General features: G+C 61.2%; 24 protein-coding genes. 16 read left to right on the top strand and 8 right to left on the bottom strand.

Translation table 11 applies throughout. The features are described 5' to 3' along the window. Positions 1–41: 41 nt before the first annotated feature. The 4 genes from aroC to RHM69_RS11345 all read left to right on the top strand — a co-directional run bounded on the left by aroC (position 42) and on the right by RHM69_RS11345 (position 3379). A complete protein-coding gene (aroC, locus tag RHM69_RS11360; RefSeq protein WP_014719276.1) occupies positions 42–1133 on the top strand; it encodes a chorismate synthase in 1092 nt (363 codons plus the stop codon). A 76-nt stretch (positions 1134–1209) separates the two neighbouring features. Then, positions 1210–2373: an MFS transporter gene (locus RHM69_RS11355; protein WP_102667009.1), complete on the top strand. Its 1164-nt coding sequence runs from the start codon at positions 1210–1212 to the stop codon at positions 2371–2373. Further along, a complete protein-coding gene (locus RHM69_RS11350; RefSeq protein WP_019818574.1) occupies positions 2370–2900 on the top strand; it encodes a 1,2-dihydroxy-3-keto-5-methylthiopentene dioxygenase in 531 nt (176 codons plus the stop codon). The genes RHM69_RS11355 and RHM69_RS11350 overlap by 4 nt, the downstream gene beginning before the upstream one ends. Before the next feature lie 209 nt (positions 2901–3109). Beyond that, positions 3110–3379 carry a response regulator transcription factor gene (locus RHM69_RS11345; protein ID WP_014719273.1) on the top strand — a complete coding sequence of 90 codons (270 nt, stop codon included), beginning with the start codon at positions 3110–3112 and terminating at the stop codon, positions 3377–3379. A 59-nt stretch (positions 3380–3438) separates the two neighbouring features. Here the strand turns inward: RHM69_RS11345 and RHM69_RS11340 are convergent, their stop codons facing one another. Further along, positions 3439–3717, bottom strand: coding sequence for a DUF3509 domain-containing protein (locus RHM69_RS11340; protein WP_003172952.1), 279 nt, complete (start codon positions 3715–3717; stop codon positions 3439–3441). Between the two features lie 466 nt (positions 3718–4183). On the opposite strand from RHM69_RS11340, the gene RHM69_RS11335 reads away from it, so the two are divergent. The 5 genes from RHM69_RS11335 to RHM69_RS11315 all read left to right on the top strand — a co-directional run bounded on the left by RHM69_RS11335 (position 4184) and on the right by RHM69_RS11315 (position 9899). Further along, positions 4184–6010 (top strand): long-chain-acyl-CoA synthetase, encoded by a 1827-nt coding sequence (locus RHM69_RS11335; RefSeq protein ID WP_014719272.1) that lies wholly within the window; start codon positions 4184–4186, stop codon positions 6008–6010. Between the two features lie 106 nt (positions 6011–6116). Beyond that, a complete protein-coding gene (locus tag RHM69_RS11330; protein WP_322255498.1) occupies positions 6117–6632 on the top strand; it encodes an ankyrin repeat domain-containing protein in 516 nt (171 codons plus the stop codon). Between the two features lie 41 nt (positions 6633–6673). Next, on the top strand, positions 6674–7204 hold the full coding sequence (locus RHM69_RS11325; protein ID WP_014719270.1) for a hypothetical protein: 531 nt from the start codon (positions 6674–6676) through the stop codon (positions 7202–7204). 67 nt (positions 7205–7271) lie between these two features. Next, positions 7272–7463: a PLDc N-terminal domain-containing protein gene (locus RHM69_RS11320; protein WP_003192770.1), complete on the top strand. Its 192-nt coding sequence runs from the start codon at positions 7272–7274 to the stop codon at positions 7461–7463. A gap of 348 nt (positions 7464–7811) precedes the next feature. After that, positions 7812–9899: an LTA synthase family protein gene (locus RHM69_RS11315; protein ID WP_014719269.1), complete on the top strand. Its 2088-nt coding sequence runs from the start codon at positions 7812–7814 to the stop codon at positions 9897–9899. A gap of 99 nt (positions 9900–9998) precedes the next feature. On the opposite strand, the gene RHM69_RS11310 is transcribed toward RHM69_RS11315, so the two are convergent. After that, on the bottom strand, positions 9999–10151 hold the full coding sequence (locus tag RHM69_RS11310; RefSeq protein ID WP_003192767.1) for a DUF3309 family protein: 153 nt from the start codon (positions 10149–10151) through the stop codon (positions 9999–10001). 329 nt (positions 10152–10480) lie between these two features. Between RHM69_RS11310 and RHM69_RS11305 the strand changes: the two genes are divergently transcribed. Both RHM69_RS11305 and csrA read left to right on the top strand, forming a co-directional pair. After that, positions 10481–11296 (top strand): SDR family oxidoreductase, encoded by an 816-nt coding sequence (locus RHM69_RS11305; protein WP_014719268.1) that lies wholly within the window; start codon positions 10481–10483, stop codon positions 11294–11296. Between the two features lie 127 nt (positions 11297–11423). Next, entirely contained in the window at positions 11424–11627 is a 204-nt protein-coding gene (gene csrA, locus RHM69_RS11300) for a carbon storage regulator CsrA (RefSeq protein WP_014719267.1), read from the top strand. A 7-nt stretch (positions 11628–11634) separates the two neighbouring features. Here csrA and RHM69_RS11295 read toward each other — a convergent pair whose 3' ends face one another. The 5 genes from RHM69_RS11295 to mnmC all read right to left on the bottom strand — a co-directional run bounded on the left by RHM69_RS11295 (position 11635) and on the right by mnmC (position 18913). Further along, a complete protein-coding gene (locus tag RHM69_RS11295) occupies positions 11635–11862 on the bottom strand; it encodes a YheU family protein (RefSeq protein ID WP_003192759.1) in 228 nt (75 codons plus the stop codon). Positions 11863–11934: 72 nt separating this feature from the next. After that, on the bottom strand, positions 11935–13119 hold the full coding sequence (locus tag RHM69_RS11290) for an osmoprotectant NAGGN system M42 family peptidase (RefSeq protein WP_014719266.1): 1185 nt from the start codon (positions 13117–13119) through the stop codon (positions 11935–11937). Positions 13120–13254: 135 nt separating this feature from the next. Further along, positions 13255–15000, bottom strand: coding sequence for an N-acetylglutaminylglutamine synthetase (gene ngg / locus RHM69_RS11285; RefSeq protein WP_019818559.1), 1746 nt, complete (start codon positions 14998–15000; stop codon positions 13255–13257). Between the two features lie 3 nt (positions 15001–15003). Beyond that, entirely contained in the window at positions 15004–16776 is a 1773-nt protein-coding gene (locus RHM69_RS11280) for an N-acetylglutaminylglutamine amidotransferase (RefSeq protein ID WP_014719264.1), read from the bottom strand. Between the two features lie 136 nt (positions 16777–16912). Further along, a complete protein-coding gene (gene mnmC, locus RHM69_RS11275; RefSeq protein ID WP_200600093.1) occupies positions 16913–18913 on the bottom strand; it encodes a bifunctional tRNA (5-methylaminomethyl-2-thiouridine)(34)-methyltransferase MnmD/FAD-dependent 5-carboxymethylaminomethyl-2-thiouridine(34) oxidoreductase MnmC in 2001 nt (666 codons plus the stop codon). 154 nt (positions 18914–19067) lie between these two features. Here mnmC and pap point away from each other — a divergent pair, with 154 nt between their 5' ends. The 3 genes from pap to RHM69_RS11260 all read left to right on the top strand — a co-directional run bounded on the left by pap (position 19068) and on the right by RHM69_RS11260 (position 23449). Then, a complete protein-coding gene (pap, locus tag RHM69_RS11270) occupies positions 19068–20582 on the top strand; it encodes a polyphosphate:AMP phosphotransferase (RefSeq protein WP_020302249.1) in 1515 nt (504 codons plus the stop codon). A 92-nt stretch (positions 20583–20674) separates the two neighbouring features. Beyond that, a complete protein-coding gene (locus RHM69_RS11265; protein ID WP_020302250.1) occupies positions 20675–21859 on the top strand; it encodes a thiolase family protein in 1185 nt (394 codons plus the stop codon). A 633-nt stretch (positions 21860–22492) separates the two neighbouring features. Next, on the top strand, positions 22493–23449 hold the full coding sequence (locus tag RHM69_RS11260) for a DMT family transporter (protein ID WP_014719260.1): 957 nt from the start codon (positions 22493–22495) through the stop codon (positions 23447–23449). Here RHM69_RS11260 and RHM69_RS11255 read toward each other — a convergent pair. Next, a complete protein-coding gene (locus RHM69_RS11255; protein ID WP_014719259.1) occupies positions 23446–24828 on the bottom strand; it encodes a class II fumarate hydratase in 1383 nt (460 codons plus the stop codon). The genes RHM69_RS11260 and RHM69_RS11255 overlap by 4 nt on opposite strands. A 196-nt stretch (positions 24829–25024) precedes the next feature. Between RHM69_RS11255 and RHM69_RS11250 the strand changes: the two genes are divergently transcribed. Both RHM69_RS11250 and RHM69_RS11245 read left to right on the top strand, forming a co-directional pair. Then, positions 25025–25543, top strand: a complete 519-nt coding sequence (locus RHM69_RS11250) for a DUF2059 domain-containing protein (RefSeq protein ID WP_014719258.1) — start codon at positions 25025–25027, stop codon at positions 25541–25543. A gap of 6 nt (positions 25544–25549) precedes the next feature. Next, positions 25550–25843: a BolA family protein gene (locus RHM69_RS11245; RefSeq protein ID WP_014719257.1), complete on the top strand. Its 294-nt coding sequence runs from the start codon at positions 25550–25552 to the stop codon at positions 25841–25843. The last annotated feature ends 276 nt before the right edge of the window (positions 25844–26119 follow it).

Genomic DNA, 26119 nt, shown 5'->3' with positions numbered 1-26119 from the left:
TACGGTTGACTTGATTCAACTGATTTCACGGAGCGCCCTGCATGTCTGGCAATACCTTCGGCAAGCTGTTCACTGTCACCACCGCGGGCGAAAGCCATGGCCCGGCGTTGGTCGCCATTGTCGACGGCTGCCCGCCAGGCCTGGAGCTGAGCCTGGACGACCTGCAGCGCGACCTCGACCGCCGCAAGCCCGGCACCAGCCGCCATACCACCCAGCGCCAGGAACCGGACGAAGTCGAAATCCTCTCCGGAGTGTTCGAAGGTCGCACCACGGGCTGCGCCATTGGCCTGTTGATCCGCAACACCGACCAGAAGTCCAAGGACTACTCGGCGATCAAGGACCTGTTCCGCCCGGCCCATGCCGACTACACCTACCACCACAAATACGGCGAACGCGACTACCGTGGCGGTGGCCGCAGCTCGGCGCGTGAAACCGCCATGCGCGTGGCCGCCGGCGCCATCGCCAAGAAATACCTGGCCACCCAGGGCATCGTCATCCGTGGCTACATGAGCCAGTTGGGGCCGATTGAAATCCCGTTCAAGACCTGGGACAGCGTCGAAGACAACGCCTTCTTCTGCCCCGACCCGGACAAGGTGCCGGAACTGGAAGCCTACATGGACCAGTTGCGCCGCGACCAGGATTCGGTCGGCGCGAAGATCACCGTGGTGGCCGAAGGCGTGAAGCCGGGCCTGGGCGAGCCGATCTTTGATCGCCTCGACGCCGAACTGGCCCATGCGCTGATGAGCATCAACGCGGTGAAAGGTGTGGAAATCGGCGCCGGCTTCGCCTGCGTATCCCAGCGCGGTACCGAGCATCGCGATGAGATGACCCCTGAAGGTTTCCTCAGCAACAACGCGGGCGGCATCCTCGGCGGTATTTCTTCCGGCCAGCCGATCGTGGCGCACCTGGCGCTCAAGGCCACGTCGAGCATTACCACGCCTGGCCGTTCGATCGATGTGCACGGCAACCCGGTGGACGTGATCACCAAAGGCCGCCACGACCCGTGCGTCGGCATCCGCGCCACACCGATTGCCGAAGCCATGATGGCCATCGTGCTGATGGACCACCTGCTGCGCAACCGCGGGCAGAATGCCGATGTGCGCGTGAGTACCCCGGTACTGGGCCAACTGTGATCGCCTGGGGCAATGAGCGCGCTTATTGTGGTGAGCGAGCTTGCTCGCGCTGGGCTGCAAAGCAGCCCTGAATAAAATGAACCCAGCCCTCCCATACTGGCGCCTCTCCAGCTTCTACCTGTTCTATTTCGCCCTGCTGGGGGCGACAGCGCCGTTCCTGGCGCTGTACTTCGATCACCTCGGTTTCTCCAGCGCGCGCATCGGCGAACTGGTGGCGATTCCCATGCTGATGCGCTGCGTGGCCCCCAACCTGTGGGGCTGGATCGGCGACTACACCGGCCGGCGCCTGGCCATTGTGCGATTCGGCGCGGTGTGCACCCTGGCCAGCTTCTGCCTGATTTTTGTCAGCAAGACCTACGCCTGGCTGGCGATGGTCATGGCCCTGCACGCGTTCTTCTGGCACGCGGTGCTGCCGCAGTTTGAAGTCATCACCCTGGCCCACCTGCACAAGCAAACCTCGCGCTACAGCCAGATCCGTCTGTGGGGCTCCATTGGTTTTATCCTCACCGTGGTGATCATGGGGCGCCTGTTCGATTGGCTGAGCCTGGATATCTACCCGGTGGTGGTCGTGGTGATCATGGCCGGCATCATCGGCGCCAGCCTTTGGGTACCGAACGCGCAGCCGGCCAGCCACGGCCACCGCCTGGCCGGCGATGGCTTTCTCAAACAATTGCGCAGCCCCGGCGTGCTGGCGTTTTATGCCTGCGTGGCGCTGATGCAAATGAGCCATGGCCCGTATTACACCTTCCTGACCCTGCACCTGGAGCATTTGGGCTACAGCCGCGGCGTAATCGGCCTACTGTGGGCGCTGGGGGTGGTGGCGGAAGTGCTGATGTTCCTGGCCATGAGCCGTATTCTTGCGCGCTTTTCGGTGCGCCGGGTGCTGCTCGCCAGTTTCCTGCTGGCCGCGCTGCGCTGGTGGCTGCTGGGTTCATTTGCCGAAGTTTTCTGGCTGCTGCTGGTGGCGCAGTTGATGCACGCCGCCACGTTCGGCAGCTTTCACGCGGCGGCAATTGCCTTTGTGCAACGCAGCTTCGGTGACCGCCAGCAAGGCCAGGGTCAGGCCCTTTATGCCGCGCTGGCCGGCACCGGCGGCGCGCTCGGCGCCCTCTATTCCGGTTACAGCTGGAACCTGCTGGGGCCCACCTTCACGTTCAGTATCGCCAGCCTCGCGGCCCTGGCCGCCGCCATTATCATTGGCCTTCGATTGCAAGAGCCGAACCAAGGAACCGTGCAATGAGCTATGTAGCCGTCTACTCCATCGCCTCCCCAGACACCCCGAACAAAGTGTTGACCCATGCCGACGACATCCAGTCGACCCTGGCCGAGCACTGCGTGCGTTTTGAGCGCTGGCAGCCCAGCCCGATAGAAAAGGGCGCCACTGATGCTGAAATGATTGCAGCCTACCAGGCTCAGATCGAAGCCCTCGGCTACGCCGCTGTGGAAGTGGTCAGCGTGACCCAAGACCATCCGCAGAAGGACGTGGTACGTGCGCAGTTCCTGGGCGAACGTACCTACAGTGAAGACGAGGTGCGTTTCTTCATCGCAGGCCAGGGGCTGTTTACGCTGCACATAGGCGACTATGTGTACAGCTTGCGCTGTGAGAAGAATGACTTGCTGATCATCCCGGCCGGTGTGCCGCACTGGTTCGACATGGGCGAGAACCCGCACTGTGTGACACTGCGTTTGTTCAACACGGCCCAAGGCGTTGTGCCCTCGTTGACCTGTGATGCGATTGCCACTCGCTTTCCAGGACTGGATGACTAAGCGTAGATAACTGAATGTTCAACCCTGGGAAGTTGGAAGTTGCTGTGGGAAGAAACTTAATTATTTGTAGGGTAAAGCTGTTTGTTCTCTGCCGTGCGCTTTGATTCCACTCGTTATGTAACTCTCTGTTCAGCGTAAATGTTTATGCCATCTGTCAATAGGAGGAATCCGAAAGATGGCAGCGCATCAGCAGATATAAGGAGAGAACAATGAGTGGCCCCGAGGAGACGTATCGCCCGTCGGTTATTGTGCCCACGGCTATCAGAAAACGCCGGAGCTTGTCCGGCAAGCCCCTGACTCCCACGGAGCTGGAAATCCTGCGATGGGCCTCCGAGGGCAAGACTGTCTGGGAAATCAGCCAGATTCGCGCCACCTCTGAAGCCACGGTGAAATTTCATCTGCGCAACATCTACGGCAAGTTGGATGTCACCAACCGTGTGCAGGCAAAGAATGAGGCGGTTCGGCAGGGCTTATGTTAATGGCATGAAAAAGGGCCGCGACGCTGAGTAGCGTCGCGGCCCTTTTTCAGAGGTGTAGATTAGGCCGAGTGATAGGTCGGCAGCGCAAAGCGGTTCTGGCTTTGCAACATCGAAATCTGCGGCAGTTCGCTGGCCTGTTCGGCCAGGTCACGGCGAATGGCGCTAATCACCCAAGTCAGTTGGTCGGCAGTGTGCAGCTGCTGATAAGAGATCGAGCGCTTGACCTGCTTACCTTCGCTGTTGCGCAGGGTCAACAGGATACCGCCGTCCGGACGTGGCTGGGTGGTGACGTCGTAGTTGGAGAATACTGAAGCGAATTTATCTTGGATCAGGCTCATGTCTATCAGCTCCATTGGCTCAAGTTGGCAAGCATGGAGTGATAGGTGCAGTGATTGTGCCAGTATTGGATATTCTAAAAAATCGTTATAAATCAGCAAGTTATAAATTTATAGGATTTTCGTTTTCGTGCAATTTGCATGAAGGGCCATCGTGCATCCTGCATTTTGCGCTATCTGCCCGGTGATTTTTCCGGCAGGAAGGGGGAGGGCTGTAATGATACTGACCGTCTTTTGCTCGGAAAAATCCCGGTCGGCTGGGAGGTCGTCATCGCAGCGATGCGCCGACCCGACAAGCCAGCTCCTACATTTGAGGGTGGGGTGTCAGGGAGATAGCATCGGCCGGCCGCCACGAGATACAAAACTTTTCAAATCCCGCGTGTACAGCCAAAGAACCGCTGACGTATTTTCCGCTACACCAGTCGATGTACCTGGACCAGACCAAGAATAAGAAAAGGGACGTCCCTCCATGACTCATCAGCAAGTCGACATGATCACCTGGCGCATGATGCTGCGTAAGGTGCCTGCCATTGTTCGGGCGCTCCCACGGGTGGTGCGCGGCATGCGTGCGGCCAACGTCACCGACCCCAACCAACCCTGCGGCCTGGGCTGGCATTTCGAACAAGCCACCTTGCGTAACCCTGACGGTGCTGCCCTGCTGTATGGGGACAGCGTGATCAGCTACCGCGACGCCAATCAGTGCGCCAATCGCATTGCCCATCACTTGCAGGCCCAGGGCATCCGCAAGGGCGATGTGGTAGCGCTGTTTATCGAGAATCGCCCCGAGTTGCTGCTCAACGTGCTGGCCGTGGCCAAGCTGGGCGGCATCTGCGCCATGCTCAACACGGCGCAAACTCAAGGGGCGCTGGTACACAGCCTGACCCTGGTCAAGCCGGTTGCCATTGTGGTCGGTGCCGAATTGCTGAGCCCTTACGCAGCAGTGCGCGATCAAGTCCAGATCCCGGCCGAGCGCACTTGGTTCGTGGCCGATCAGCCGGGCAGTAGGGTGCCCGACGGCTACATCGACCTGATGGCCGCCAGTGCCGAAAGCCCGGTGGACAACCCGGCGAGTTCCGCGCAGGTGTTCTTCCACGATCCCTGCTTCTATATCTACACCTCCGGCACCACCGGCTTGCCCAAGGCCGGCATCATGAAGCACGGGCGCTGGACCAAAACCGCCGTGAGCTTCGGCAGTATCGCCCTGGACATGGGGCCACAGGACGTCCTCTATTGCACCTTGCCGCTGTACCACGCCACCGGCCTGTGCGTGTGCTGGGGGGCGGCGATTATCGGTGCGTCCGGCTTTGCCATTCGGCGCAAATTCAGCGCCAGCCAGTTCTGGGACGATGCACGCAAGTTCAAGGCGACCACCCTGGGCTATGTCGGTGAGCTGTGCCGCTATCTGCTCGACCAGCCCGCGAGTGCGCAGGACCGTGATAACCAGGTGACCAAGATGGTCGGCAACGGCCTGCGCCCCGGTGTGTGGGCGCAGTTCAAGCAGCGCTATGGTGTGGAGCATATCTGCGAACTGTATGCCGCCAGCGACGGCAATATCGGCTTTACCAACGTGCTGAACTTTGACAACACCATCGGCTTTTGCCTGCAGCATTGGGCGCTGGTGGACTACGCCCATGACACTGGTGAACCGCTGCGCGGCAGCAACGGGTTCATGGTCAAGGTGCCCACCGGCGGGCAGGGCCTGTTATTGGCGCGCATTGATGATAAGTCGCCCTTCGACGGTTACACCGACCCGGAAAAGAACCGCAAGGTGGTACTGACCGACGTATTCGAAAAAGGCGACCGCTATTTCAACACCGGCGACCTGGTGCGCAGCATCGGTTTCGGGCATGCGCAATTTGTCGATCGCCTGGGGGATACCTATCGCTGGAAGGGCGAAAACGTCTCGACCACCGAGGTGGAAAACGTCCTGCTGAAACACCCGCAGATCGCTGAAGTGGTGGCCTATGGCGTCGAAATCGACAACACCAACGGCCGCGCCGGCATGGTCGCCATCACCCCCAGCGAATCCCTGGCCAGCCTGGACATGCGCGAACTGCTGCAATTCGCCCACGGCCAGTTGCCCCCTTATGCGGTGCCGTTGTTTTTGCGGATCAAGGTGAAGATGGAAACCACCGGCACGTTCAAGTACCAGAAAGTGAAGCTCAAGGAGCAAGGGTTCGACCCGGACAAGGCTGGCAATGACCCGGTCTACGCCTGGTTGCCGGGTTCGGACAGCTATGTGCCGGTGACCGGGCAATTGCTGGCGCAGATCCAGGGCGGCCAATTCCGTTATTGATTCTGGCTATGGCGGCTTTTGACAAAAAAGCCATGACACCGGGGAACTCCATCGCGACACTGGGCGCCTTAAACAGTTATGTCAGTCGCCTCAGCAAGGAGCCCCCATGTCAGATCAGCCTAAACAAATGACCGAAGACGAAGCCGCCGAGTTTGCCGAGCAAGCCTTCGACGTCGCCCGGCGCGGCGACGCCGCCATGCTTGCCGCACTGTTGGCGAAAGGCCTGCCGGCCAACTTTCGTAATCACAATGGCGACACCTTGTTGATGCTCGCGGCGTACCACGGCCATGCCGAGGCGGTCAAAGTGCTGCTGGAGTTCAAGGCCGACCCCCTGATCGCCAACGACAAGAACCAGTTGCCGATTGCCGGCGCGGCGTTCAAAGGCAACCTGCCGGTGGTGCAGGCGTTGATCGAGGGCGGCACGCCGATTGACGCGGCCTCCTCGGACGGGCGTACGGCCTTGATGATGGCGGCGATGTTCAACCGCGTTGACATGGTTGATTACCTGCTTGGTAAAGGCGCAAACCCCAAGGCCACCGATGCACAAGGCGCGACGGCACTGGCCGCGGCGCAGACCATGGGCGCGGTGGATACGGCGGCGCAGTTGCAGAAACTGGTGTAGGCTACGCGCCCTTCAAAACTTGCCCGTTACAGGACCGCCCCATGAAAACCGCCCTCGTCGAACTCATCAGCAAAATCAGCGCCGGCGTCATGGGGGACGATGAAGTAGCGCGTATTGCCGACGAAGCGGCCCAGGCCTACGCGGACCCGGCGGCGTTCCTGGCGGCCAATCCGGATATCAACTACGACGACAGTTTCCCGATTCCGCTGGGAGAGTGGGTGGTGGTCGGTAGCCTGCCAGACACGGTGTTGTTCCAGGCCGATACCTATGGCGACCTGTTTGCCCAGATCGTCGCGTCGTTCGGTCCGGGCGTGGCGTTCAACCTCAAGCCCAAGCAATTGGCCAAGACCGAAGACCTGACCGCGCTCAACCGCATCCAGATCCAGATGAGCGCCCTGAGCCCGGAAGACGGCGGTTATGTGCTGATGAACTTCAGCCAGTTGCTGGACGACGAGATCCAGGCGGTGCTGGTGTTCGGCAACGACCTGGCGCGGGTACTGGAACTGTGTGCCGAAGTCGGCATCAAGGCCGAACCATCATTGGAAGCCTTGAAGATTGCCGTACACGTCTGAAATAAAACGGAACCCGCGCCAAGGCTGACTATCCTACAAGTGCATGCCCTCACTTAGGAGCGACACCATGGGTTCCACGTTTAATAGTCTGATTGGCCTGATCATCCTCGCGCTGGATATCTGGGCAATCATCAACGTGTTCAAAAGCGGCGCCAGCACCGGCGCCAAAGTGCTGTGGATCCTGTTGATCCTGCTGTTGCCAGTGCTGGGCCTGATCATCTGGGCTATCGCCGGGCCGCGTGGTAACGTGCGGATCTGACGACCCACTCGATTTGGAGCGGGCACAGTCAATGTGGGAGCTGGCTTGCCTGCTCCCACAGTGGGGTTTACGGCGTTAATTAAATTTGTGTGTCGAAAGTATTCGCCGCACGAAATTTTCACATCCCATCCAAGACAATTCGCCGGCTTTATCCGGCTGCCAGGGCTCTATCTCCAGTGCCCTTAAAGGCAGGGCCGTGCCTTACGTTCAGTAATTAATAGCCTTGCCGGCCTCGATCGGGCACCATTTGTGCCACCGCGTTAACCGCCTACCCCAGCCAGCCTGGGCGAGGGACGGACGCCACTGCATTATTTCGCAACTTAAACTTCCAATGGGTCCTAAAACGACATGGCAAACCCGGACGCCCTGAATCAGCAGCGAGCTTCAAATCGCCTGCTGCAACCGACCGTCAAATCCCATCTGGCGTACACGCTGCTCTGCGCATTGGTCATGATGGTGATGTTTTCCCTGCTGCGCCTGGCGTTGCTGGTCTACAACCGCGAGATGATCCTCGATACGCCGGCCTCTACGTTCCTTGAAGCGTTTGCCAACGGCCTGCGCCTGGACATTCGCCTGGTGATGTACCTGCTGATTCCGCTGCTGTTGGCGCTGTTCAGCGTGCGGGCCATGGCGGCGCGCGGGTTCTTCCGTTTGTGGCTGACCGTCGCGTCCAGCATCGCCTTGTTCCTGGGCTTGATGGAGATGGACTTCTACCGCGAATTCCACCAGCGCCTCAACGGCCTGGTCTTCCAGTATGTGAAGGAAGACCCGAAAACCGTGATGAGCATGCTCTGGTACGGTTTCCCGGTGGTGCGTTACCTGCTGGCCTGGGCCGTGGGCACGCTGATCCTGAGCATGGCCTTCAAGGGCGCTGACCGCGCAACGCGCCCACGGGGCCCGTTCAGCGGCGGCACTGTCAGCACGCGCCAGGTGGCGCCATGGTACAGCCGCATCGCAGTGTTCATGGTTTGCCTGCTGGTCGCCGTGGTCGCCATCCGTGGCACCCTGCGCCAGGGGCCACCGCTGCGTTGGGGTGACGTCTACACCACCGATTCGAACTTCGCCAACCAGTTGGGCCTCAATGGCACCTTGTCGCTGATCGCGGCGGCCAAGGCGCGCTTTGGTGAAGACCGCGCCAACATCTGGAAGGCGACCCTGGAACAACCGCTGGCCACCCAGACCGTGCGTGACATGCTGGTGCTGCCGCAAGAGAAGCTGGTAGACACCGACACCGCTGCCGTGCGCCGTGACTTCACGCCACCGGCCGAGAAAACCCTGCCGATCAAGAACGTCGTGGTGATCCTGATGGAAAGCTTCGCTGGTCATTCGGTGGGCGCATTGGGACGTCCGGGCAATATCACCCCGTACTTCGACAAGTTGACCCACGAGGGCTTGCTGTTCGACCGCTTCTTCTCCAACGGCACCCACACCCACCAGGGTATGTTCGCCACCATGGCCTGCTTCCCGAACCTGCCGGGTTTCGAATACCTGATGCAGACCCCGGAAGGCAGCCACAAGCTGTCGGGCCTGCCGCAGTTGCTCAGTGCGCGTGATTTCGACGATGTGTATGTCTACAACGGCGATTTCGCCTGGGACAACCAGTCGGGCTTCTTCAGCAACCAGGGCATGACCAACTTCATCGGCCGCAATGACTTCGTCGACCCGGTGTTCTCCGACCCTACATGGGGCGTGTCCGACCAGGACATGTTCAACCGTGGCCTGGAAGAACTGAAGGCGCGCGAAGGCGGCAAGCCGTTCTACGCACTGCTGCAAACCCTGTCCAACCACACGCCGTACGCATTGCCGACCCCATTGCCGGTTGAGAAGGTCACCGACCGTGGCAGCCTCAACGAGCATTTGACGGCCATGCGTTACTCCGACTGGGCCTTGGGCCAGTTCTTTGAAAAGGCCCGCAAAGAGCCGTACTTCAAGGAAACCCTGTTTGTGATCGTCGGTGACCACGGCTTTGGCAATGAGCAGCAGATCACCGAGATGGACCTGGGTCGCTTCAACGTGCCGATGCTGATGATTGCACCGGGCATGCGCGAGAAGTTCGGTGAGCGTGACCACACTGTGGGCACCCAGATCGACATCGTGCCGACCATCATGGGCCGCCTGGGCGGCGATACCTTACACCAGTGCTGGGGCCGCGACCTGCTGAACCTGCCCGAAGGTGACAAGGGTTTCGGCGTGATCAAGCCATCGGGCAGCGACCAGACCGTGGCCTTGCTCACCGGCGACCGCGTACTGGTATTGCCCAAGGAAATGCCACCCAAGTTGTGGGAATACACACTGGGCGCCGAGCCGACTGGCAAGGTGATTCCGGAGTCGCCGGACGAAGCTGCACTCAAGCAGAAACTCGAGTCGTTCCTGCAGACCGCGACCAAGAGCTTGTTGGATAACACCGCAGGTGTCGTGGACGGTAAGCCGGACTAACTGACCGACAATAAAAAAGAGGCCTTCTAGAAGGCCTCTTTTTTTGCTTCTCAATTGTAGGAGCGCTTGCTCGCTCCGACAAACACCGTAGCGCGGTGTTTATATCTTGCCGAGCAACAACAGCACCAGCAGAACAACCAGTACCACACCCAGGATACCCGACGGTCCATAACCCCAGTTACGCGAGTGCGGGAACACCGGCAGACCACCGACCAGCAGCAGGATCAGGATAATAATCAGAATGAGGCTCATGGTTTTATTCCTTATAGGTTCTTTGCAAAAACCGGCTGTTTAACCGTTGGTTCGTCCATGTACAGTGGGACGCCTTACCCATTCCGACTCTGCCACTTCGTAAAAAATTCATTGTTTTTATAAAACATTTTGATGGGTCGCTTATTTCTTTTAACGCGTGCGCAACTTGAACTAATCAGTTGAAAAAAATTGAACTTAATCTATAGGCACGCCTGCGACCGAGCCCACGGTTTGCCCGGGGCATTCATCACCCTGATGGTGCGTGGGTAGAGCAAAAACCTTCGCTACACTGCCGGTCACTTCTTTCGTGAACCACAAGGCTACTTCCTATGCAAAACCGCATGATGATCACTGGCGCCGGGTCTGGCCTGGGTCGCGAAATCGCTCTGCGCTGGGCCCGTGAAGGCTGGCAGTTGGCGTTGTCTGATGTCAGCGAGCCCGGTTTGCAGGAAACCCTCAAGCAGGTTCGCGAAGCCGGGGGGGATGGCTTTACCCAGCGCTGCGACGTGCGTGACTACAGCCAGCTAACGGCCTTTGCCCAGGCCTGTGAGGTGAAGCTCGGGGGCATCGATGTGATCGTCAACAACGCCGGCGTGGCCTCGGGCGGGTTCTTCGCTGAACTGTCCCTGGAGGATTGGGACTGGCAGATCGCAATCAACCTGATGGGCGTCGTCAAAGGCTGCAAGGCGTTCCTGCCGCTGTTGGAAAAGAGCAAGGGGCGCATCATCAACATCGCGTCAATGGCAGCGCTGATGCAGGGCCCGGCCATGAGCAACTACAACGTGGCCAAGGCGGGCGTGGTGGCGTTATCCGAGAGCCTGTTGGTGGAACTCAAGCAACAGGAAGTGGGCGTGCATGTGGTGTGCCCGTCGTTTTTCCAGACCAACCTGCTCGACTCGTTCCGTGGACCAACCCCAGCCATGAAGGCTCAAGTGGGCAAGTTGCTTGAGAGTTCGCCCATCTCGGCGGCGGATATTGCCGACTACATTTACCAGCGCGTGGCCGAAGGCGAATTCATGATCCTGCCCCACGAGCAAGGCCGCATGGCTTGGGCGTTGAAGCAAAAAAATCCGCAACTGCTGTATGACGAAATGACCCTGATGGCCGACAAGATGCGCGCCAAGGCGCAGGCTGTTAAGGCCTGATTTGACTGGGGTCTGTCAGGCAAATTACCTACCTGTGTAGGAGATGCCTGATTTGCCCGCAAGCCATTGTCGGTCCAGTGCGAAGGGGGCATGGTCGAGGTCCTGTTACTGGAAAAGGACTACCGCCATGCTGGTCTTAAGCCGTGCCATAGGCGAAGCCATCGCCATTGGCGATGACATCACCGTGCATATCCTTGAAGTGAACGGTACTCACGTGAAATTCGGCATCGAGGCGCCGGTGGGCGTCAACGTGTACCGTGCCGAGGTGTACCGCAAGATTCTCAAAGGCGAGGGCCAGGCTACCCACCCCGTGCCGGTGCCCAACCCTTAGGCAGGCTTCAGTCGAACAGGTGCTTGGGCACATCGTGCTTGAGCATCAACTGGCATTGCTCGCTCTCGGGATCGAAGACGATCAGCGCCTGGCCTTTGGTCAGCGCCTGGCGCACGCGCAGCACGCGGGTTTCCAGGGGCGTGTCGTCGCCATTGTCGGTGCCGTCGCGGGTGACGAAGTCTTCGATGAGGCGGGTCAGGGTGTCGACTTCAAGTGCATCGTAGGGAATCAGCATACAAGCCTCAGGTGTCAGGTCCCGGCGATGCTACTGTGCCGGGACCTTTGTTGCCAGTATCAACTCACCGCGTCAGGACTTCTGGCCGACCAGGCTGTCCACCGACGGCACGCGGGTGTCGCTCTCCATTTGCGTTTCATGCTCGATCTGATGACTGAACCGATCCAGTGAGCCCTGGGCCGGTTGCGCATCGCTGGCAAACACCGGCGGGCTGAGGATATAGGCGCCCAACAAGCGGCTCAGGGCGGCGAGGCTGTCGATATGGGTACGCTCGTAACCATGGGTGGCGTCACAACCGAAGGCCAGTAATGCAGTGCGAATGTCATGGCCGGCGGTGACCGCCGAGTGCGCATCGCTGAAGTAATAGCGGAACAGATCGCGGCGTACCGGCAGGTCGTTGTCCGACGCCAGGCGCAGCAAGTGGCGGGACAGGTGATAGTCATAGGGCCCGCCGGAGTCCTGCATGGCCACGCTCACCGCATGTTCGCTGGAGTGCTGGCCGGGGGCGACCGGGGCGATATCGATGCCGACAAACTCACTCACATCCCAGGGCAGGGCGGCCGCTGCGCCACTGCCGGTTTCCTCGGTAATGGTGAACAGCGGGTGGCAGTCGATCAGCAAGGGTTCGCCACTGTCGACGATGGCCTTGAGCGCGGCGAGCAGGGCGGCGACGCCGGCCTTGTCGTCCAGGTGGCGAGCGCTGATATGCCCGCTCTCGGTGAACTCGGGCAGTGGGTCGAACGCCACGTAGTCACCCACACTGATGCCCAGGGAGTCGCAGTCGGCACGCGTGGCGCAGTAGGCGTCCAGGCGCAGCTCGACATGGTCCCAGCTCACCGGCATTTCATCCACGGCGGTGTTGAATGCGTGCCCGGAGGCCATCAGCGGTAATACGCTGCCGCGAATCACGCCGTTGTCGGTGAACAGGCTGACCCGGCTACCTTCGGCAAAGCGGCTCGACCAGCAGCCCACCGGCGCCAGGGTCAGGCGCCCGTTGTCCTTGATCGCACGCACGGCGGCGCCGATGGTGTCCAGGTGGGCGGAGACGGCGCGGTCAGGGCTGTTTTTCTGGCCCTTGAGGGTGGCGCGAATGGTGCCGCGCCGGGTCATTTCAAACGGGATGCCGAGTTCTTCCAGGCGCTCGGCGACGTAGCGCACGATGGTGTCGGTAAAGCCGGTGGGGCTGGGAATGGCGAGCATTTCCAGCAGCACTTTTTGCAGGTACGCGAGATCGGGTTCGGGAATGGTTCGGGTCATGGAAACTCCTGATGAGTTGAGGGCGATCGTTCCCACGCTCTGCGTGGGAACGCCTCAGGGACGCTTTGCGTCCGCTGTGGTGACGCAGAGCGTCACAGGCTGCATTCCCACGCGGAGCGTGGGAACGATCGGTAGTCAGGTAGCCGGCTGACTGTGTGGAAACAACAAATCCACAAACTTCTCAGCCGTGGGTTGCGGTTCATGGTTGGCCAGGCCGGCCCGTTCGTTGGCTTCGATAAACACATACTCTGGCTGGTCGGCCGCAGGTACCATCAGGTCCAGGCCGACCATAGGGATATCCAGGGCACGGGCCGCACGTACGGCTGCGTCCACCAGTGTCGGGTGCAGGATCGCCGTGACATCTTCCAGGCAACCCCCGGTGTGCAGGTTGGCGGTGCGTCGCACGGCCAGTTGCACGCCACGGGGCAGGATGCTGTTGTAGTCGTAACCTGCGGCTTTGAGGGTGCGCTCGGTTTCTGCATCCAGCGGGATTTTGCTCTCGCCATCGGTGGCCGCCTGGCGACGACGGCTTTGCGCCTGGATCAACGCGCGAATTGAATGTTGGCCGTCGCCGATCACTTCGGCAGGGCGACGAATCGCAGCCGCGACCACTTCAAAACCGATCACCAGAATCCGCAGGTCCAGGCCTTCGTGGAAGCTTTCCAGCAACACGCGGCTGTCGAACTGGCGCGCCGCTTCGATCGCCTGCTGCACCTCTTCGATGCTGCGCAGATCCACTGCGACGCCATGGCCTTGCTCGCCATCCAGCGGCTTGACCACGATGCGCTGGTGTTCGTCGAGAAACTCCAGGTTGTCGTCGGCACTGCCCGCCAACTGTTGCACCGGCACCTGCAGGCCCGCCGCCTTGAGCACCTTGTGGGTCAGGCTCTTGTCCTGGCACAGGGTCATGCTGATGGCGCTGGTCAGGTCGCTCAGGGACTCACGACAACGCACGCGACGCCCGCCGTGGCTGAGGGTGAACAGGCCCGCATCGGCGTCGTCAACGTGCACATCAATACCGCGTCGGTGGGCTTCTTCGACAATGATGCGTGCGTAAGGGTTGAACTCCGCCTGCGGCCCCGGGCCCAGAAACAGCGGTTGATTGATGCCGTTCTTGCGCTTGATTGCAAAGGTGGTCAACGCCCGAAAGCCCAGCTTGGCGTAAAGGCTCTTGGCCTGGCGGTTATCGTGCAGCACCGACAAGTCCAGGTAGCTCAAGCCTCGGCTCATGAAGTGCTCCACCAAGTGGCGCACCAACACTTCACCGACGCCAGGGCGGGTGCATTGAGGGTCGACGGCCAAACACCAGAGGCTGCAACCGTTCTCCGGGTCGTGGAAGGCCTTGTGATGGTTGAGGCCCATCACGCTGCCAATCACCGCGCCGCTGTCTTCGTCTTCGGCCAGCCAGTACACCGGGCCGCCTTGATGACGTGGGGTGAGGCGTTCCGGGTCGACAGGCAGCATCCCGCGGCCCTGGTACAGGTGGTTGACCGCTTGCCAGTCGGCCTCGCTCTGCACCCGGCGAATACGAAAGCCGCGAAACACCCGGGTGGCCGGGCGGTAGTCGGTGAACCACAGGCGCAGGGTGTCGGACGGGTCGAGGAACAGTTGCTGCGGGTCAATGCCCAGGATTTGCTGGGGCGCTGCCACGTACAGGGCGATATCGCGCTCGCCAGGCTGCTCGTTGAGCAGTTCCTGGGCCAGGCTTGCCGGGTCGGGAAAGGTGTGGCCAATCAACAACCGGCCCCAGCCGCAATGCACGGCAATCGGGTCGGCGGCCAGTGCGCTGCCATCTTCGGCCAGGCGCGCTTGCAGGCGCTCGTAGGTCGGCGCCTGGCCCTTGAGTAAGCGTTGGCTGTAAGCCGCGGCATTCGGTTTCATGGATCAGATTCCTTGTTCGCTCAGCCACAGGTTCAGCGCCGCCAGCTGCCACAGCTTGGAGCCGCGCAGCGGGGTCAATTGGCCTTGCGGGTCGGTGAGCAAGCGGTCGAGCATGGCCGGGTTGAACAGCCCGCGGTCCTGGCTCGGGTCCAGCAGCAACTCGCGCACCCAATTCAAGGTATCGCCCTGCAGGTGCTTGAGGCCGGGCACGGGGAAGTAGCCTTTCTTGCGGTCGATGACTTCGCTGGGGATCACCCGACGCGCCGCTTCCTTGAGCACCTGTTTGCCGCCGTCGGGCAGCTTGAACTGGGCCGGCACACGGGCCGACAGTTCTACCAGGCGGTAGTCGAGGAACGGTGTGCGCGCTTCCAGGCCCCAGGCCATGGTCATGTTGTCGACGCGTTTGACCGGGTCGTCCACCAGCATCACCGTGCTGTCCAGACGCAGGGCCTTGTCCACCGCCGCGTCGGCGCCCGGCATCGCGAAATGCTCGCGCACGAAGTCGCCGGCAGCGTCGTTGGCGGTCAGCCATTGGGGCGCGACGGTCGCCGCGTAGTCGTCGTAGCTGCGGTCGAAAAACGCCTCGCGGTAGGCCGCGTACGGGTCGCTGGCACCGTCCACTTGTGGGTACCAGTGGTAACCGGCGAACAGTTCATCGGCGCCCTGGCCGCTCTGCACCACTTTGCAATGCTTGGCCACTTCCCGCGACAGCAGGTAGAAGGCGATGCAGTCATGGCTGACCATCGGCTCGCTCATGGCGCGGAAGGCGGCCGGCAGTTGCTCGATGATCTCGCTTTCGGCGATGCGCAGTTGGTGGTGATGGGTGCCGTAGTGTTTGGCGATCAGGTCTGAGTACTGGAACTCATCGCCACGTTCGCCGCCGGCGTCTTCAAAGCCGATGGAGAAGGTCGACAAATCCTCCACGCCCACTTCACGCAGCAGGCCGACGAGCATGCTCGAATCGACGCCGCCTGACAGCAGCACACCCACATCCACCGCCGCACGTTGGCGGATGGCCACGGCTTCGCGGGTGCTGTCGAGCACGCGGTCGGTCCAGTCTTCCAGGGTCAGGTGTTTTTCGTCCTCATGGGGGCCGTAGGGCAGGGTCCACCAGGTTTTCTGTTCAGTCTTGCCGCTGGCGTCGATGCGCATCCAGCTGGCGGGCGGCAGCTTTTCGATGCCGGCCAACAGCGTGCGCGGCGCGGGGACCACGGCGTGGAAATTCAGGTAATGGTTGAGCGCCACCGGATCGAGGATCGGGTTGATGTCGCCGCCCTTGAGCAACGCGGGTAGCGCCGAGGCAAAGCGCAGGCGTTGGCCGGTGCGCGACAGGTACAGAGGTTTGACCCCCAGACGGTCGCGGGCGATGAACAGGCGCTGCGCATCACGCTCCCAAATGGCAAAGGCGAACATGCCGTTGAGCTTGGGCAGCAGCGCTTCGCCCCAGGCGTGGTAGCCCTTGAGCAACACTTCGGTGTCGCCGCCGGAATAGAAGGCGTAACCCAGGGCTTCCAGCTCTTGGCGCAGCTCCGGGAAATTATAGATAGCGCCATTGAACGCCAGGGACAGCCCCAGATGGGCGTCGACCATCGGTTGGGCAGAGCCGTCCGACAGGTCCATGATTTTCAGGCGGCGGTGGCCCAGGGCAATCGGCCCTTGGGCATGAAAACCCCAGGCGTCGGGGCCTCGGGGGGCGAGGTGATGGGTGATGCGTTCTACGGCTGCCAGGTCGGCAGGTTGATGATCAAAGCGTAACTCGCCAGCTAATCCACACATAAGTTCCTTACCGGTTTTTCCGTTGGGGAGGGGTCAACACTCAATACGCCCAAAAGGGCGCGTACCCAGAAACTGACCCAGTGCTATGCGTGGAGTTTTAGACCGATAAGTTATAAGCCAGATCGCCGCCTTGCCTTTAATCCGGCTTTTTTTGTGCAGCGCCCTGGCCTCGCACCAACGCGCGCAGGGCAAATCGATTGGGGTGGCAAGCCTCGGCCACGCTGGTGGGCACGGGCAGGGGCTCATCACTCAGCCACGCAGCCAATAGTTCGCCGCACAACGGCGCAGTGATCAATCCACGCGAGCCATGGCCGCTATTGAGAAACAGACCTGGCAGCCACGGGCAGGGCGTTTGCGGTACTTGCCGGGCATCTTTGCCCAGTACCGCATAAGCCTGCTCAAACGCCGCATGGTCAGCCAGTGGCCCAACGATGGGCAGGTAGTCAGGGCTAGTACAACGAAACGCGGCACGGCCCTCCAGCTGTTCAGGTGTCAAGCGATCAGCACCCAGGCGTTGCAGCAGGTCGGTAGAAATCTCACCCAGCATCTGCAGGTTGCCATGGTGTTCGGCGGGCGTGGGCGTGAGGTCTTGATTGTTGAAGTCGAAACTCGCGCCCAGGGTGTGTTCGCCAAGCCGAGCCGGCGCGACGTAGCCTTCGGCACAGACCACCGTGGCCAGCGCTTTACTCGCGCAGGTTTGCGCCAGCCGAGTGATCTGCCCACGGATGCGCTTGAGCGGTATGTCTGCACTGAAGGGGAAACGCTTGATCTCCGCAGCCCCGGCGAGCACCACGACACTGGCGCTGGCCAATACGCGGTCACCGGCGCGGGCTTGCCATTGGTCGTCGAGCCGGCGCAGTTCCAGGGCCTCGTGGTGGGTGAGCACTTCAATCAGTGGATGTTTCGCCTGCCACTGACACAGCGCGGGTGGATGCACCCAACCGCCCTGTGGAAAAAACAACCCGCCGTGGGCCAGTTCGATTCCCGCCTTTTGCTGCGCCTGCTCGCGGTCCAGCAGCTGCAGCAGGTCCGGAGCAAAGGCGTTGGCCAATTGAGCCTGACGCTGGGTTTCTTTAGCGTCAAACGCCAGTTGCAACACGCCACAGCCGTCCCAATCGACACCTCGGTGCAAGTGTTCCAGCAGGCGTCGGGTGTGGCCAAAACCGCTGAGGATCAACTGGGACAAAGCCGTGCCATGGGCCGAAAGCTTGAGGTACAACACACCCTGTGGGTTGCCCGAAGCTTCCTGTGCCAGGCCGGCGTGGCGCTCCAGAAGACTGACACGCCAACCCCGGGCGGCCAGGCTGGCGGCAGTCGCGCAACCGGCCAGGCCACCGCCGATGACCAGGGCATGACGTTCTCCCTCGATGGCGGGTGGCCGGGCGAACCAGGGTTTACGTGGGGCCGGCGCGGGTAAGTCGGCGGGCCAACCGACAAACTCCCCACGCAGGATCTCCCACTTATGGCCGATGCCTGGCGTGCGTTTCATCTTGAACCCGGCGGCATTGATCAACCGCCTTACCCAGCCGGTGCTGGTGAAGGTGCTGATGGTCGAGCCCGGTGCCGCCAGGCGCGCCAGTTGGGCGAACAGCTCAGCGGTCCACATGTCGGGGTTTTTCGCCGGGGCGAACCCGTCGAGAAACCACGCATCGACCTGGGCGTCCAGTTGCGGCAATTGTTCCAGCGCATCACCGATCAACAGGGTCAGGGTCACGCGGCCATTGTCCAGTACCAGGCGCTGGAAACCCTGGTGGATGGCAATGTATTGCGCCAGCAGTTGCTCGGCCAAGGGTTGCAGTTCGGGCCAGAGGGCGAGGGCGCGTTGCAGGTCGGCATGGCTGAGGGGGTACTTTTCCACGCTGACAAAGTGCAGCCGCGCACCGGCGACTGCGTGCTGTTCGAACAACTGCCAGGCGCAGAGGAAGTTCAAACCGGTGCCGAAGCCAGTTTCACCAATCACTAGGCGCCCACCTGTGGGCAAGGCGGCGAAGCGTTCCTGCAAGCGGTTCTGCTCCAGGAACACGTAGCGGGTTTCTTCCAGGCCCGACTGGTCGGAGAAATACACGTCGTCGAATACCCGCGAATGCGGGCGGCCTTGGTCATCCCAGTCGAGCTGGGCGTGGGTGATGGGGTTCATGGCGGCTCATAAAATGAAAGCGGGCAAAGGCAAGGCGGCCATTCTAGCCGATCAACAGGCGTTGAATTGATCCATGGCAAGGCTGGGTTGTATTTCCTTGCGCGTGTCTTGGCCCAATCCGCTAGTCTTGAGCCATCTTGAAACGGAGCTGCCCATGTTCGAATCCGCCGAAATCGGTCACGCCATCGACAAAGACACCTACGACGCCGAGGTGCCAGCCCTGCGTGAAGCCTTGCTGGAAGTTCAGTACGAGCTGCAACAGCAGAAGCGCTTCCCGGTGATCATCCTCATCAACGGCATCGAGGGCGCGGGCAAGGGTGAAACCGTCAAGCTGCTCAATGAATGGATGGACCCGCGCCTGATCGAAGTGCGCACCTTCGACCAGCAAACCGACGAAGAACTGGCGCGCCCACCGGCCTGGCGCTACTGGCGGCAACTGCCGGCCAAGGGCCGCATGGGCATTTTCTTCGGCAACTGGTACAGCCAGATGCTCCAAGGCCGCGTGCATGGGCAGATCAAGGATGCGCGGCTGGACCAGGCCATTGCCGGCGCCGAACGCCTGGAAAAGATGCTCTGCGATGAAGGTGCGCTGATCTTCAAGTTCTGGTTCCACCTGTCAAAAAAACAGATGAAGGCGCGCCTCAAGGCTCTGGCCGACGACCCGCTGCACAGCTGGCGCATCAGCCCATTGGACTGGCAGCAGTCCAGGACCTACGACAAGTTCGTACATTTCGGTGAGCGGGTGCTGCGCCGCACCAGCCGCGATTACGCGCCGTGGCATGTGATCGAAGGCGTCGACCCCCATTACCGGGGGCTGACCGTGGGCAAGATCCTGCTCGATGGGCTGCAAAGTGCCCTGAAGCAGGCCAAGGTCAAGGCCAGCGGTATGAACCCGGCGCCGTTGCTTGCCTCGGTGGACCAAAAGAGCCTGCTCGACAGCCTCGACATGACCCTGCGCCTGGACAAGGATGATTACGAAGAACAACTGATTACCGAGCAGGCGCGCTTCTCTGGGCTGATGCGCGACAAACGCATGCGCAAGCACGCGTTGGTGAGTGTATTCGAGGGCAACGACGCGGCAGGCAAGGGCGGGGCGATCCGCCGTGTGGCGGCAGCACTGGACCCACGCCAGTACCACATCGTGCCGATTGCCGCGCCCAGCGAAGACGAACGGGCCCAGCCTTATCTGTGGCGGTTCTGGCAGAAGATCCCGGCGCGCGGCATGTTCACCGTGTTTGACCGCTCCTGGTACGGTCGCGTGCTGGTGGAGCGCATCGAAGGCTTCTGTACCCCAGCGGACTGGATGCGCGCCTATGGCGAGATCAATGACTTCGAAGAGCAACTGCGCGATGCGGGCGTGATCGTGGTCAAGTTCTGGCTGGCCATCGACAAGGAGACGCAGCTGGAACGCTTCCAGGCCCGTGAAGAAATCCCCTTCAAGCGCTTCAAGATTACTGAAGACGACTGGCGCAATCGCGACAAGTGGGACGACTACCGCGCGGCGGTGGGCGACATGGTTGACCGCACCAGCACCGAGGTGGCGCCTTGGACCCTGGTAGAAGCCAACGACAAACGCTGGGCGCGGGTCAAGGTGCTGCGCACCATCAACCGTGCGCTGGAAGAGGCGTTTGATAAAAGCGACAAGCACGACAAAAAGAAAAAGAAATAGCCCATGCTTTTGCATCCACGCAGTGAATGATCATCGCGGTCGGCCTGGCCCGGCTCTATCCTCGATCAACAACCACAAGATCGAGGTAGCCCATGCGTGAAGTAGTGATCGTCGACAGCGTGCGAACCGGCCTGGCCAAATCCTTTCGCGGCAAGTTCAACCAGACCCGCCCCGATGACATGGCGGCCCATTGTGTCAATGCGCTGCTGGCCCGCAACGGTATCGACCCTGCGACGGTAGAAGACTGCATCGTCGGTGCCGGCTCCAACGAAGGCGCCCAGGGCTATAACATCGGGCGTAACGTGGCGGTGCTCTCGCAACTGGGCACCGGTACGGCGGGCATGACCCTCAACCGCTTCTGTTCGTCGGGCTTGCAGGCGATTGCCATTGCCGCCAACCAGATCGCTTCGGGCTGCAGCGACATCATTGTTGCCGGTGGCGTGGAGTCCATCAGCCTGACCATGAAGAGCGTCAACACCGATAACCTGATCAACCCGCTGCTTAAGGAACAGGTGCCGGGCATTTACTTCCCCATGGGCCAGACCGCCGAAATCGTTGCGCGCCGCTATCACGTCAGCCGCGAAGACCAGGATCTTTACGCGCTGCAAAGCCAGCAGCGCACCGCCCAGGCCCAGGCTGATGGCTTGTTCAACGATGAAATCGTGCCGATGGCGGTCAAGTACAAGGTCGAGGACAAGAACACTGGCACGGTGCAGATCCTGGATGGCGTGGTCGACCGTGACGACTGCAACCGCCCGGACACCACCCTGGCCAGCCTCAGCGGCCTGAAGCCGGTATTTGCCGAGGATGGCTCGGTGACGGCAGGTAACTCCTCGCAGCTTTCCGACGGTGCGTCGATGACCTTGGTGATGAGCCTGGAAAAAGCCTTGGCACTGGGGCTCAAGCCCAAGGCGTTCTTCCGGGGCTTTACCGTGGCCGGTTGCGAACCGGATGAAATGGGCATTGGCCCGGTGTTCTCGGTGCCCAAGTTGCTCAAGGCCAAGGGCTTGCAGGTGGCGGACATCGACGTGTGGGAACTCAATGAGGCCTTTGCTTCCCAGTGCCTTTACGCACGCAATCGCCTGGAGATCGATAATGCCAAATACAATGTCAACGGCGGCTCGATTTCCATCGGGCACCCGTTCGGCATGACCGGCTCGCGGCAGGTGGGGCACCTGGTGCGCGAGCTGCAACGGCGCAACCTGCGTTACGGGATTGTCACCATGTGCGTGGGGGGCGGGATGGGCGCCACCGGACTCTTCGAAGCCGTACGCTGATTGCGGTTGGAACAGCGCCAGTGTGGGAGGGCTAATGTGGGAGCTGGCTTGCCTGCGATGACGGCCTACTAGCCGATATTTCTCTCCCTGACACCCCACAACCCAACTGTGGGAGCGGGCCTGCTCGCGAAGGCGGCCTGGCAGGCGACACTGTAATAGCGAGTACATATCCGTTTCTGCGGTAACGGCCACCTAGGGTTCCGCCTGACGGCGGGTCACTTTGGAAAAGCCCCAAAGTAACCAAAGGGCTCTTGCCCCACCACTCGGCACCTCGCCTAGGCTCGGTGTGCCCGAACGCAGGCTTGAATCCGTGGGCCGCCGCCACGCGCCATCCATGGCGCGGGGCGGCTAACCCGGCGTCCTGCCGGGTTACCCACGAATTCAAACCTGCGTTCGGCCAGCGTGGTTTAACGGGGCGCTTAAGATCAAAATCAAAAGCAGATCAAGAGCCAGATCAAGAGCGGCTCGCTTCGCATCGTGGTTACCGTTGGCTGCAACAACCTATGAAATTTATATAGATGCCTATGGCCATCGCTTGCAAGCCAGCTCCCCCATTCAAGACTGTGACGTATCCGAACTCAGTGACTTGCCCCTAGAATGCCTGCTCCACTTCCTCTGGCATCTGGGGCACTCATGCACATCTCTTCCGGCCGCTGGGTCTACGGTTTCTTCCTGACCCTGCTGACCGCGTTTCTGTGGGGCATTCTCCCGATCAAGCTCAAGCAAGTGTTGCAGGTGATGGACCCGATCACTGTGACTTGGTTTCGCCTCATGGTAGCGGGCACGTGCCTGTTCGTTTACCTGGCCGCCACCAAACGCCTGCCCAGCCGCAAAGTGCTTGGCCCCAAGGGTGGGTGGCTGGTGGGCATGGCGGTGTGTGGCCTGGTGGGCAACTACGTGTTGTACCTGGTGGGCCTGAAAATGCTCAGCCCGGGCACGGCGCAGTTGGTGGTGCAGATGGGGCCGATCTTTCTGATGGTAGCCAGTGTGTTTGTGTTCAAGGAGCGCTTCAGCCTGGGGCAGGGAGTGGGGTTGTTGGTGCTGATCGCAGGCTTTGGTTTGTTCTTCAACCAACGTCTGGTGGAATTGCTGACGTCCATGGGCACCTACACCGCCGGTGTGCTGACGATCCTGCTCGCCACCACCATCTGGGTGTTCTATGCACTGGGTCAGAAGCAGTTGCTGACGGTGTGGAATTCGCTGCAGGTGATGATGGTGATCTATCTGTCGTGCGCGCTGTTGCTCACCCCTTGGGCACATCCGCTGGAGGCGTTGCAGTTGAGCCCGCTGCAAGGCTGGCTGCTGCTGGCGTGCTGCATGAATACGCTGGTGGCCTACGGCGCATTTGCCGAAGCCCTGGCGCATTGGGAAGCTTCGCGGGTCAGTGCAACCCTGGCGTTGACGCCCCTGGTGACCTTCGTAGCCGTGGCGGTAGCGGCGTGGCTATGGCCGGACTATGTGCAAGCCGAAGAGATCAATGCCTTGGGGTATGTGGGGGCGCTAGTGGTGGTGACGGGCTCGGCGATGGTGGCGCTGGCGCCTTCGCTGCTCGCCGGGCTCAGGGCCCGGCGGCTGCGGATGTCGGTTTAAGCGCCGAGCATGTTTTCCGGGCGCACCCATTGGTCAAACTCGGCATCGGTGAGGTAGCCCAGCTCCAGTGCAGCCTCACGCAGTGTCAGCCCTTCGGCGTAAGCCTTCTTGGCGATTTCGGCTGACTTGTCGTAGCCGATATGCGGGTTGAGGGCGGTGACCAGCATCAGCCCGCGTTCCAGGTGCTGGGCCATTTGCTCGGCGTCGGGTTCGAGGCCGGCAATGCAATGCTCCTGGAAATTGTTGCAGCCATCGGCCAGCAGGCGGATCGACTCCAGCAGGTTGTGGATGATCACCGGCTTGTACACGTTCAACTGCAAGTGCCCTTGGCTGGCGGCCATGCCGATGGTCACGTCGTTGCCCAGTACCTGGCAGGCCAGCATCGACAGCGCTTCGCACTGGGTCGGATTGACCTTGCCGGGCATGATCGAACTGCCCGGTTCGTTGGCCGGCAACTTGACTTCGGCCAGCCCGGCGCGAGGGCCCGAACCCAGCAGGCGCAGGTCGTTGGCGATTTTCATCAGCGCCACGGCCAGAGTTTTCAGCGCGCCGTGCAGGGTCACCAGCGGCTCATGGCCGGAGAGGGCGGCGAATTTGTTCGGCGCGGTCACAAAGGGTAAACCCGACAACGCGGCCAGTTCGGAAGCAATCGCCTCGCCAAAGCCATGAGGGGCATTGAGGCCGGTGCCGACGGCAGTGCCGCCCTGGGCCAGCTCGCACACCGCGGGCAGGGCGCTGCGGATCGCACGCTCGGCGTAATCGAGCTGGGCGATAAACGCCGAAAGCTCCTGGCCGAAGGTGATCGGCGTGGCATCCATCATGTGGGTACGGCCGGTCTTGACCAGTTTCATATGCCGCGCGGCCAATTCCGCCAGGCCACCGGACAAGGTGGCGATCGCCGGCAGCAGTTGCTTGTTCACCGCTTGCACCGCAGCAATGCTCATGGCAGTAGGGAAACAGTCGTTGGAACTCTGGGAGCGGTTGACGTGATCGTTGGGGTGCACCGGGCTCTTGCCGCCGCGGTTGTTGCCGGCCAGTTCGTTGGCGCGGCCAGCGATCACTTCGTTGGCGTTCATGTTGCTCTGGGTGCCACTGCCGGTCTGCCAGACCACCAGCGGGAACTGGTCGTCGTGCTGGCCGTCCAGAACCTCGTCGGCAGCTTGCTCGATCAGGCGGGCAATATCGGCGGGCAGGTCGCCGTTACGGTCGTTGACCCGTGCCGCAGCCTTCTTGATCAAGGCCAAGGCATGCAATACGGCCAGCGGCATGCGCTGCTCGCCAATCGCGAAATTGACCAGCGAACGTTGGGTTTGCGCACCCCAATAGGCGTCATCAGGGACCTGTACTTCCCCCAGGCTGTCGGTTTCGATACGGCTCATCGGTCACCCTCCTTATCCAGTCGTGATTGGTCAGTTTAGGCCCTGGCGGCCAGCGTGGGTTCCCTAAAAGCGCATTTGTGCCCTCGTGCCCCGTGAAACCAGGGCTTGCCGAGGGGTGGGGTTGAGCCGCGAGGTTTTTTAGGCGCAGAATGGTCGCCCTTGGGGTCTTACCTCGCCTGCTAGAAAAGGAAACTCGATGACTCGTCTTCGTGCCATCTGTACCGCGGTTGCTCTGGTTTGCGCCAGCGGCCAGGTTCTTGCCGATACCGCCAGCCACAACGCCAGTGCCGAAGCCTTCCTTACCCTGGCCCATGCTGACAAGCTGGGGACCCCGGTGTACATGCAAGTGCAGCAAATGTTCGCCCAGCGTTTCGAACAGACCAAGGCGCCTGCCGCCAAGCAGTCCGTACTGGACAGCTACCAGGCCAAGGCCAACGCCGCTCTGGACCAGGCCATCGGCTGGCCGAAGCTCAAGCCCGACATGGTCAAGCTCTACACCACCAACTTCAGCGAATCCGAGCTCAAGGACCTGGTAGCGTTCTACCAGTCGCCACTTGGCAAGAAAGTCCTGGAAAAAATGCCCCAGCTGACCCAGCAATCGGCCCAGATGACCCAGGCCAAGCTGGAAAGCGCCGTACCGGTGGTGAACAAGCTGTTGGAAGACATGACCAACGAGCTGGCGCCAAAAGCCGCCGCACCGGCCAAGAAGAAGTAAGCAGGAATGACCATGCAACAGCGTATCGAAACGGCCCTTGCCGCCCTGGCCCCGGAGCATTTGAGCGTGCTGGATGAAAGCCACATGCACAGTCGTGGGTTGCAGACCCACTTCAAGGCCGTGCTGGTCAGCCAGCAGTTCGAGGGGCTTAACCGCGTCAAGCGCCACCAGAAGGTCTACGCCACCCTGGGTAGCCTGATGAGCGAATTTCATGCGCTGGCGCTGCATACCTATACGCCCGAAGAATGGGCGACAATCGGCGCAGCCCCGGCCTCGCCGACCTGCGCCGGCGGACATTGATGGGGTAACCCTGATAGAATCCGCAACGCGCCGCTTAGCCGGCGCGTTTTTTTTGGTGCGCCAGGCATGGCGCGTTGCGCGCAAGCGCAACCAGCTTGGCTGTGGTGGCCACGCTGGTGACTGGGAGGTGAAAGTCCTCTACACACCCGGCAAGGGGAAGTGTTAGCCAGAGGCAAGGGTGTCGCGGGTGACTGCGAATCTGAAGGAAGCCCGAGGCAAAATGCTGGCCTGACGAACAGGAAGCGGATAGAGGCGGCGCAGCGGGGTAAGAAGGCC

Origin of the sequence: Pseudomonas sp. CCI1.1, from assembly GCF_034348165.1 — a bacterium.
GTDB lineage: Bacteria > Pseudomonadota > Gammaproteobacteria > Pseudomonadales > Pseudomonadaceae > Aquipseudomonas > Aquipseudomonas paracarnis.
The sequence above is the reverse complement of the archived record's forward strand: the minus strand, read 5'-3'. Positions and strand labels throughout refer to the sequence as shown.

Coding starts and splice junctions, on each gene's coding strand:
- RHM69_RS11330 (WP_322255498.1), top strand. CDS start 6,117: ATGTCAGATCAGCCTAAACAAATGACCGAAGACGAAGCCGCCGAGTTT.
- RHM69_RS11295 (WP_003192759.1), bottom strand. CDS start 11,862: ATGCTGATTCCCTACGATGCACTTGAAGTCGACACCCTGACCCGCCTC.
- RHM69_RS11280 (WP_014719264.1), bottom strand. CDS start 16,776: ATGTGTGGATTAGCTGGCGAGTTACGCTTTGATCATCAACCTGCCGAC.
- pap (WP_020302249.1), top strand. CDS start 19,068: ATGTTCGAATCCGCCGAAATCGGTCACGCCATCGACAAAGACACCTAC.
- RHM69_RS11340 (WP_003172952.1), bottom strand. CDS start 3,717: ATGAGCCTGATCCAAGATAAATTCGCTTCAGTATTCTCCAACTACGAC.
- csrA (WP_014719267.1), top strand. CDS start 11,424: ATGCTGGTCTTAAGCCGTGCCATAGGCGAAGCCATCGCCATTGGCGAT.
- RHM69_RS11335 (WP_014719272.1), top strand. CDS start 4,184: ATGACTCATCAGCAAGTCGACATGATCACCTGGCGCATGATGCTGCGT.
- RHM69_RS11315 (WP_014719269.1), top strand. CDS start 7,812: ATGGCAAACCCGGACGCCCTGAATCAGCAGCGAGCTTCAAATCGCCTG.
- RHM69_RS11350 (WP_019818574.1), top strand. CDS start 2,370: ATGAGCTATGTAGCCGTCTACTCCATCGCCTCCCCAGACACCCCGAAC.
- RHM69_RS11255 (WP_014719259.1), bottom strand. CDS start 24,828: ATGAGCCGTATCGAAACCGACAGCCTGGGGGAAGTACAGGTCCCTGAT.
- ngg (WP_019818559.1), bottom strand. CDS start 15,000: ATGAAACCGAATGCCGCGGCTTACAGCCAACGCTTACTCAAGGGCCAG.
- RHM69_RS11260 (WP_014719260.1), top strand. CDS start 22,493: ATGCACATCTCTTCCGGCCGCTGGGTCTACGGTTTCTTCCTGACCCTG.
- RHM69_RS11320 (WP_003192770.1), top strand. CDS start 7,272: ATGGGTTCCACGTTTAATAGTCTGATTGGCCTGATCATCCTCGCGCTG.
- RHM69_RS11325 (WP_014719270.1), top strand. CDS start 6,674: ATGAAAACCGCCCTCGTCGAACTCATCAGCAAAATCAGCGCCGGCGTC.
- RHM69_RS11355 (WP_102667009.1), top strand. CDS start 1,210: ATGAACCCAGCCCTCCCATACTGGCGCCTCTCCAGCTTCTACCTGTTC.
- RHM69_RS11345 (WP_014719273.1), top strand. CDS start 3,110: ATGAGTGGCCCCGAGGAGACGTATCGCCCGTCGGTTATTGTGCCCACG.
- RHM69_RS11290 (WP_014719266.1), bottom strand. CDS start 13,119: ATGACCCGAACCATTCCCGAACCCGATCTCGCGTACCTGCAAAAAGTG.
- RHM69_RS11310 (WP_003192767.1), bottom strand. CDS start 10,151: ATGAGCCTCATTCTGATTATTATCCTGATCCTGCTGCTGGTCGGTGGT.
- RHM69_RS11265 (WP_020302250.1), top strand. CDS start 20,675: ATGCGTGAAGTAGTGATCGTCGACAGCGTGCGAACCGGCCTGGCCAAA.
- RHM69_RS11245 (WP_014719257.1), top strand. CDS start 25,550: ATGACCATGCAACAGCGTATCGAAACGGCCCTTGCCGCCCTGGCCCCG.
- RHM69_RS11250 (WP_014719258.1), top strand. CDS start 25,025: ATGACTCGTCTTCGTGCCATCTGTACCGCGGTTGCTCTGGTTTGCGCC.
- mnmC (WP_200600093.1), bottom strand. CDS start 18,913: ATGAACCCCATCACCCACGCCCAGCTCGACTGGGATGACCAAGGCCGC.
- aroC (WP_014719276.1), top strand. CDS start 42: ATGTCTGGCAATACCTTCGGCAAGCTGTTCACTGTCACCACCGCGGGC.
- RHM69_RS11305 (WP_014719268.1), top strand. CDS start 10,481: ATGCAAAACCGCATGATGATCACTGGCGCCGGGTCTGGCCTGGGTCGC.